The organism is Sphingopyxis sp. (assembly GCF_035250425.1).
Classification (GTDB): domain Bacteria; phylum Pseudomonadota; class Alphaproteobacteria; order Sphingomonadales; family Sphingomonadaceae; genus Sphingopyxis.
Map to the genome: position 1 here is coordinate 1 of NZ_DATFFD010000005.1, position 8375 is coordinate 8375.

The 8375-nt window shown below is 64.6% G+C and carries 9 protein-coding genes; 4 read left to right on the top strand and 5 right to left on the bottom strand.

Annotated elements, in window-relative coordinates; all coding sequences use genetic code 11:
- The coding region (locus VJ811_RS00200; RefSeq protein ID WP_324070023.1) for an NAD(P)H-hydrate dehydratase at window positions 1-184 on the top strand (184 nt) is incomplete at its 5' end.
- Window positions 181-1380, top strand: a complete 1200-nt coding sequence (locus tag VJ811_RS00205) for a class I SAM-dependent RNA methyltransferase (RefSeq protein WP_324070025.1) — start codon at window positions 181-183, stop codon at window positions 1378-1380. The genes VJ811_RS00200 and VJ811_RS00205, both read left to right, overlap by 4 nt.
- 1 nt (window position 1381) lies before the next feature.
- On the opposite strand, the gene VJ811_RS00210 is transcribed toward VJ811_RS00205, so the two are convergent.
- From VJ811_RS00210 to VJ811_RS00230, 5 genes are all read right to left on the bottom strand, one after another.
- Entirely contained in the window at window positions 1382-1816 is a 435-nt protein-coding gene (locus VJ811_RS00210) for an MAPEG family protein (RefSeq protein ID WP_324070027.1), read from the bottom strand.
- Between the two features lie 11 nt (window positions 1817-1827).
- On the bottom strand, window positions 1828-2259 hold the full coding sequence (locus VJ811_RS00215) for an MAPEG family protein (RefSeq protein ID WP_324070029.1): 432 nt from the start codon (window positions 2257-2259) through the stop codon (window positions 1828-1830).
- A gap of 67 nt (window positions 2260-2326) precedes the next feature.
- Window positions 2327-3481, bottom strand: a complete 1155-nt coding sequence (locus tag VJ811_RS00220; RefSeq protein WP_324070031.1) for a CoA transferase — start codon at window positions 3479-3481, stop codon at window positions 2327-2329.
- Between the two features lie 77 nt (window positions 3482-3558).
- A complete protein-coding gene (locus tag VJ811_RS00225) occupies window positions 3559-4884 on the bottom strand; it encodes an MFS transporter (protein WP_324070033.1) in 1326 nt (441 codons plus the stop codon).
- Window positions 4885-4972: 88 nt separating this feature from the next.
- Entirely contained in the window at window positions 4973-6166 is a 1194-nt protein-coding gene (locus VJ811_RS00230; RefSeq protein ID WP_324070035.1) for a type III PLP-dependent enzyme, read from the bottom strand.
- Between the two features lie 254 nt (window positions 6167-6420).
- Between VJ811_RS00230 and VJ811_RS00235 the strand changes: the two genes are divergently transcribed.
- Together VJ811_RS00235 and VJ811_RS00240 are read left to right on the top strand one after the other, a co-directional pair.
- Complete coding sequence (locus tag VJ811_RS00235; protein WP_324070037.1) at window positions 6421-8070, top strand: FAD-dependent oxidoreductase; 1650 nt, start codon at window positions 6421-6423, stop codon at window positions 8068-8070.
- A 107-nt stretch (window positions 8071-8177) separates the two neighbouring features.
- A partial coding sequence (locus VJ811_RS00240) for a calcium-binding protein (protein WP_414711896.1) occupies window positions 8178-8375 on the top strand: 198 nt, incomplete at its 3' end.

An 8375-nucleotide genomic window follows, 5' to 3' on the forward strand; every position in this document is an offset into this window, starting at 1 on the left:
CAGCCCCTGGCTCGCCACGGCGGGGACGGGCGACGTGCTCGCGGGGGCGTGCGGCGCGATGCTGGCGCGCGAAGGCGACGCCTTCGATGCGGCCGTCGCGGCGGTGGGCTGGCATATCGCGCGGGCCGCGCGTATAGGCGCCGGCCTTGTCGCCGACGATATGGTAGGAAATGTCCCTTTATGACTGAAGCTGCGCTGATCGAGCGCATCGCCGCGCGCGGCGATGGCGTGACGGGCGACGGCCGCCATGTGGCGGGCGGCGTGCCCGGCGACCGCGTGCGCGACGACGGAATCATCATCCCGGGCCCGAACCGCACCGATCCGCCGTGCCGTCATTTCGGCAAATGCGGCGGCTGCCAGTTGCAGCATGTGGCGGAGCCCGCGCTCGCCGACTTCGTTCGCGACCGCGTGGCCGGCGGGCTGGAGGGGCAGGAAGTGACGGGCATTCAGGTTCTGCCCGCCATTCTCTCTCCCGCGCAAAGCCGCCGCCGCGCCGTCCTGACCGCGCTTCGAACCGGCAAGCAGGTCGCGATCGGTTTCAACGCCGCACAGAGCAACCAGATCGTCGACATGCGAATGTGCCCGCTGTTGCTCCCCGACCTCTACGCGCTGATCGCGCCGGTGCGCGATTTGCTGGTGATGATCGCGCAGCCGCGGCGCCCGGTGAAGGTGAAGCTCCAGATGCTCGATCAGGGCGTCGAGTTGATATTGGAAGGCGTGAAGGCCGAAGGTCTCGATGCCGCAATGGCGCTCCAGGATTTCGCCGGCGCGCATCAATTGGCGCGCTTCGCGATCGATCAGGGCGATGGGCTGGAAATCCTCTGGCAGCCCGAGCCGCCGACGATGCGTTTTGGCGACGTGACGGTCGAGGTGCCGCCCTTTGCCTTTCTGCAGCCGACTGCGACCGGGCAAGCCGCACTGGTCGACGTGGTGGCCAAAGCAATCGGCGATGCCGGCGCGGTGGCCGACCTGTTCGCGGGCGTCGGCACCTTTGCGCTTTCGGTGCAGGCGGGCCGCAAAGTCTATGCCGCCGAAGGCGCGCGCGATGCGATTACGGCGCTCATGGCGGCCGCGAACCGGGCGCGGGCACTCGTCGCGACCGAGCATCGCGATCTGTTCCGTCGGCCGCTCATCCCCACCGAGCTCAACCGTTTCGGCGCGATCATCCTCGACCCGCCGCGCGCGGGGGCAGAGGAGCAGGTGAAACAGCTCGCGGCGTCGGCCGCGCCGGTGATCGTCTATGTCAGCTGCAATCCCGCAAGCTTCGCGCGCGATGCAAAGGTGCTGATCGAAGGCGGTTACGCGCTCGACTGGGTGCAGCCCGTCGGCCAGTTCCGCTGGTCGACCCATGTGGAACTGGCCGCGCGCTTCTCACGCTAGATCAGTGCAGCACGAAGCCCATGAAGGCGTGGATGCACAATGCGAGGAGTGCGAGGCTGGCGAGCGCGAAGACGGCGAAACGCCATAGCACCCGGTTTACCGTGACCTGGATCAGGCTGTGGACGATGCGCAAGGCGACATAGGCCCAGGCGATCTGCGCGTTGAGCCCGCCGCCCATGCCGCCGATCGCGAGCGCCAGCGCGACGGCATAGAAGACCGTCGGCTGCTCCATCAGATGGTTATAGTTGTGCGCTTTCCACTGCACTTCTTGCGGCAGCACATCGTCGAGTCCTTTGCCGGTGCCGCCGACCATCTTTGCGGCGTCGATCTTGGCGCGGCTCATGGCGGGGATGCGCGTTGCATACATCCATACCCACATGACCATCGACCAGAGCGCGAGCGCCGCGACCGGTCCCAGGATTGCATTATTTTCCATGATCTTTCCCTTCAACCCAAAGTAGCGATAACCGCCAGCAGCGACAATGCGAGCAGGCAGAAGGTCGACAGCCCGAAGATCGCAAAGCGAATCGGCACGCGGTTCACGCGCGCCTGCCACAGGCTGTGGACGATCCGCAGAACGACGTAAGCCCACGCAAGGCCGCAGGTCAGATCGGTGCTGCCACCCGAAAGATGCAGGAAGATGATCACCGCATAGAAGAGCGTCGGCTGTTCGAGCAGATGCGTATAATTATGCGATTTCCAGTTCACCTGCGGCGGCAGGATATTTTCGAGGTCGGCTCCGCGGCCGCCCGGCGGTGCCGCTTTCAGATCGATGCCCGATTTGGCGAGCGCCGGAAATCGCGTCGCGGCGACCCAGCCGAGCATGAGGAGTGTCCACAGCGCGAGGACCGCGCCGGGCGCGAGCAGGCTTTCAGGCATCGATATTCCCCCTTTGACGTTTGGCCGGGATGCTAGAGCACGTCGCCGACAATGCAACGACAGACGTTCAAGCCTTGCCGGTGGCCAGTTCCGCGCGGATAGCCGACCCGTCGCCATCGACCCGCGGCGCGAAGCCCAGATCGTACGGCGGCATCGCGCCATATTTCACCGGCGGCTGCATTTCGTGGAAGGCGCCGACATCGGGATGTGTACGATGGCGAAAGAAACCCGTCGCGACGAAATGGGGATCCTCCCTGATGTCCTGAAGATCGCGCGCAGCCGTCGCCGGAATGTCGTTGGCGGCGAAGAGCGCCAGCCACTCGGCGCTGGTCTTCGCCGGGGTCTTGCGCGCGATTTCGCTGTAGATGATCGGCATATGCTGCCCCTCCGCTTTCGCGGCTGCATATTCGGGTGTTTCGAGCAGGTCAGCGCTCCCGAGCAGCGTCATCAGCCGCGCAGTCGATTCGGGCGTATAGGGGACGATCGCAAGATGTCCGTCGCTCGTCGGGAAAGGCTGACGCGTCGGGTCGAGCTGGCGCGGATAACCCGCGGGGCCGATCGGCGGGTCGAGCGTCGCGTCGCGGAGATGCTCGGTGAGCATGAACGAAGCGAAGCATTCGAACATCGGCACCTCGACCTGCTGGCCTTCGCCGGTCCTCAGCTTGTGGACCAGCGCGGCAAGGATTGCCTGCGCGCCGAACTGGCCGGCGATCTTGTCGGCGATCAGCGAGGGGAAATAGCGCGGGCTGGGGTTCCCGTCGACGCGCGGGAGCAGGCTGGTGGTTCCCGTCGCGGCCTGGATGACATCGTCATACGCTTGGAGGTCGGCATAGGGTCCGTCCTGCCCAAACCCCGTGCCATGGACATAGATGATGTCGGGTTTGATCGCTTTGCAGCCTTCGTAATCGAAGCCCAGGCGCGCGATCGCCCGCCCACGGACATTGTGGAAGAAAACGTCGGCGGTCGCGATCAAATCGTGCAGGATCGCGGCATCCTCGGGCTTCTTGAGATCGAGTGCGATCGATCGCTTGCCGCGGTTCACCGTCAAGTGGATCGACCCCATCGTCGGGTCGGGAACCCCGCTGCCGAGGTAGCGCGAGATATCGCCCGTCCCCGGCGTTTCGACCTTGATCACCTCGGCGCCAAGGTCGGCGAGCATTTGCGTCGCATAGGGGCCGAAAATGACCGTGGTCAGGTCGATGATGCGGATCCCCGACAGCATAGGCATAGCTCCTCCTCTTCCGTCACGCAGGATAGAATGATTGCAAAGTAAAACGGAAGAGGCTTCCGCGATTTTCCTTACGCCGCAGCCGGCGCCGTGTCGCGACCGCCATTTCCGGCAGCATAGGCGGCGGAAATTAGCCGGTAGGATCGCGACGCGAAGGCCACCAGCGTCAGCACCACGCCGAAGACTCCGGCGATCGTGAAAACGAGCGCGATCCCGCGCTCAGGGCCGCGGCCGTACCAGTCGCCGATCGCATCGGCGCCCGCGCCATCGGTCATGAACGGCACGAAGATAAATTGGGTAAGCGGCGCGATGAGGAAAGCGGTGAGCGGCGAGGCGGCTTGCTCGACCGACTGGGCAAAGCCGAAGACGCGCCCCTGCCGCTCGAAAGGCACGACCTTTTGCAGCGCCGTCTGCTCCGCCGCTTCGGCATAGGGTCCAAGGAACATCCAGATGAAGCAGCCGACGGCCAGCAGCGGGATCGACGACTGGATCGTGAAGACGGCGGCAACCACCCATTCGACGAGGCACACGAAGAGCAACGTGCGGATCGGGTTCTTGCCAAGGCCGGTCCGCGAAATCACGATGCCGCTGAGGATGAAGGCACAGGACAGAACTGCCCACAGCAGCCCCCATTCCTGGACCTTCATCAGTGACAGGCCGTAAGCGTCCATCAGCGCCATGAACACGCCGCCGAGGAGATTGTTGAAACAGGCGAAGAGAATCAGCGCCAACAGCCCGGGGATGCCCAACACGACACGCAGCGTTCCCGCCAGATCGATGCGATGCGGTACATCATGCGCTTCGGCGTCGCGCGGCTCGTCGATGCGGATGAAAAGAAGATGAACGATCGCGACGAGCGAAAAGGCGGCCGCCAAGACAAGCGTCGCCACCATCCCGCCCCAAGCGACAAGAAAACCACTGATCGCCGAGGTGGTGAGAAAGCCGATCCCGCTGACCATGCCGACGAGCCCGTTCGCCTTGTCGCGCCGGTCCTCGGGCACCAGCAACGTCACCAGCGTCGGCAGGGCGATCATGCGGATATTGCCGACGATAACGGCGAACATCGTCACCAGAATGAAGAGCCACAGCGTGATACTCGCCACCTCGGCGCTGCCGATATCCGGGTCGAGCATATAGCCGGCCAACGCGAGTGCGTAGAAGGTCAGCGAGGCAATGCTCGACACGATCATCATGTTACGCTTGCCATGATGGTCGACAAGGCTGCCGAACCAGATACCGAGCATCGCGGTGAGCACGAGATAGATGCCAGCGATCATCCCCGTCGCGAACACCGACTGGGTTTCGAGGAAGGTCCAGAAAGTCAGCGCGAACCACACCGTGAAATTGGTGATGTTGGCGATCAGGTTATTGGCGAGGAGATGATGAAAGGGTTGCATGGGCCGCGCAATCTAGCGCCTTGGTCCAAAAGGAAAAGGGCCGGTCGCACCGCTGCGCCGGCCCTCTGTTTTCCGGGTAGCTGTCCCGTCAGAACAGCTTGGTCACCGTCGCGCTGCGGCGTTCCTGTTCGACTTCGCCGGTGTAGAGGCTCGTCATCGGCTCGTCGCTGACGACATGGGTTTCGTCGGCGCCGAAGCCGTTGAACTTGGTCCGCATCGCACAGCCATAGGCGCCGAGCATGCCGATTTCGATGAAGTCGCCGGCCTTGATGTCGGCGGGCAGGAAAAACGGCCCCGCCATATGGTCCAGATCGTCGCAGGTCGGGCCATAGAAGCTGAACGGGGTCAGTTCGGCGTCGCTGTCGACATCGCGTTGCAGCGACACCGGGAAGCGCCAGCCGACATGCGCCGCGTCGAACAGCGCGCCGTACGCGCCGTCGTTGATGTACAGCTCGTCGCCGCGGCGCTTTTCGACACGCACGATAAGCGAGCTATATTCGGCCGACAGCGCGCGGCCGGGCTCGCACCAGAGTTCGGCGGAGTAGCTGATCGGCAGGCTTTCGAAGCTGCGGTGGATCGTGTCGAAATAGGCGCCCAGCGGCGGGGGCTCCATGCCGGGATAGGACGACGGAAAACCGCCGCCGACATCGATGATATCGACCGTGACCGACGCCGCGACGATCGCCGCGCGAACGCGTTCCATCGCCTGCGCATAGGCATGCGGGGTCATCGCCTGGCTGCCGACATGGAAGCAGATGCCGAGCGCGTCGGCGGCCTGGCGGGTCGCCATCAGCAGTGGGGCGACCTCGTCGGCCTCGGCGCCGAACTTGGCGGCAAGGCTGAGCTTCGAATGATCGGACGAGACGCGCAGGCGCACGAGCAGGTTCAGATCCTGCGCGCCCTCGGTCGCGCGGACGATCTTTTCGAGCTCGTCGAGCGTGTCGAGCGAGAAGGTACGCACGCCATGCTTCCAATAGGCTTCGGAAATCGCTTCCTCGGCCTTCACCGGATGCATGAAGCAGAGCGTCGCTTCGGGGAGCGTGCGCGCGACGAGCCGGACCTCGGCGATCGAGGCGACGTCATAATGCGTGACACCCGAATCCCACAGCACGCGCAAGAGGTCGGGCGACGGATTCGCCTTGACCGCATACATGGTCGTGCCGGGAAAACGCTCGATGAAGAAACGCGCTGCGCGCCGCGCGGCGTGCGGGCGGACAAGCGTAACAGGTTCGACCGGCGAAAGTGCCTGAATCAGCCCGTGGGCGCTATGATGCTGGTGCAACTCAAGGGACCCCCAAAATTAAACGGTAAACGACAAGGCTGCCTTGCGGTTATTGGAAGTCCCCCTGGGGCAGCGGAGGGCGATATATGCAGGGGGGTCCCCCCTGTAAAGACCCTATCGCGCAATTTTGTAATAGGGCGGTAACACGAAGGGCGAACCGGGGCGGGCGTGCGCCAAACCGCGCGAATGCGAGACAAGGCCGCTTCGCGACGCTAGGGATGAACGTTATCGAACCCGGAAAAGGATATGCTCGCATGGTGTCTCGCGCCGACGTCAATTATAATTTCACCGACGCGGAACTGGACGAACTGCGCGCGTTCGGCACGGTCGAATCGCACAAAGCGGGCGATCTGATTGTCGAGGAGGGTGCGATGGCGCCCGATTGCATCATCACCCTGTCGGGGCATACGGACATCTTTGCGTCGACCGACGAAGGGCGCAAGCGCGTCGGCTGGATGGAGCATGGGCAGTTCGCGGGCGACCTGTCGGTGCTGACCGGCCAGCGGCACCTGTCACGCGTCGAGATGGGCGCCGACGGCGAGATCATCCGCATCGCCCACGCCGATTTCCAGCGTCTGATCGCGGGCAACAGCCATTATTCGGACATTTTCATCCGCGTGCTGTCGGCGCGCCGCGAGTTCAGCAAGCATCGCGGCTTTGCGGTGACGATCGTGATCGGCGCGGCGATGGACCGCAGCGTCTATGCGCTGCGCGACCTGCTCATGAAGCATGGTGTCGCACACCGCTGGTTCGATCCCGCCGACGGCCCCGTCGCGGCGCATTTGATGGCCGAGCGCGGATTGACCGAAGGCCAGCTTCCGGTGGCCATCCTCGGCGCCGCCGATGTGCTCGTCCAGCCGACACCCGAACAGCTCGCGGCGGGGCTCGGGCTCGATTTGCTGCCCGACGGCGCGACCGCCGATGTGCTCGTGGTCGGCAGCGGCCCCGGCGGACTCGCCGCTGCCGTCTATGCCGCGTCCGAAGGGCTGACAGTGATCGCGCTCGATGCGCTCGCGCCCGGCGGACAGGCGGGGACCTCGTCGAAGATCGAAAATTACCTGGGTTTCCCGACCGGGATTTCGGGGAATGAACTGGCGCGCCGCGCGACGGTACAGGCGCAAAAATTCGGCGCGCGGCTGGTATCGCCGGTGCGTGCGGCGTCGATCAATCGCGACGGCGCTGCCTATTGCCTACACCTCGCCGACGGGCGGAAGCTACGCAGCCGCGCGGTGGTCGTCGCGAGCGGCGCGAAATATCAGAGCCTGCCGATCGACGGCATCGAGTCCTATGAAGGCCGCGGCATCTATTATGGCGCGACGCCGATGGAGGCGCAGCTGTGCAGCGACGCCGAAGTGACGATCGTCGGGTCGGGCAATTCGGCGGGGCAGGGCGCGATCTATCTCGCGAGCGTCGCGAAGAAGGTCCATGTCATTTTCCGCCGCGGGAGCTTGCGCGAGACGATGTCCGAATATCTGGTCAAGCGGCTCGAAGAGCATCCGAATATCGAGATCATCCCGTCGACCGACGTCGTCGCGCTGCACGGCGAGGACCGGCTCGCCGGCCTGACCTATCGCTGCCGCGAAACGGGCGACGAGGGGCATTGCGATTGCGGCTTCCTGTTCCTTTTCCTCGGCGCGAGCCCGAATACGACCTGGCTGCCCAAGGAAATGGTGTGCGACGAGCGCGGCTTCGTGAAGACAGGGACCGATATCGCGCCGCTCGAACTGGTCAAGGCGGGCTGGTCGCTCGACCGCATGCCGAGCCGCTTCGAGACGAGCTGGCCGCGCATCTATGCCGTCGGCGATGTGCGCAAGGGATCGGTGAAGCGCGTCGCGTCGTCGGTCGGTGAGGGGTCGGTGGTGGTCAGCGACATCCATCAGGCGCTGGCGGAGATCGCTTCCTGATTCGGGTTGCAAAGGTGACAGATCATCAGATAACCTCTTGTTATCCATAAGAGGCGGCTTGGCGCGTGCGGCCGGCCGACTGGCGCGATAGCGGTGAGGAGACGATCATGGCGGTGATTCCCGGCGGACCTGGCGACGATATCCTTCCCGGCACGCCCGACCCCGACACGATCGACGGCTTCGACGGCAACGACCGGATCACCGCCGGCGAGGGCGACGACACCGCGACCGGCGGGCGCGGCAACGACGTGATCAACGGCGAGGGCGGCAACGACACGCTCTATGGCAATGGCGGCAGCGACATC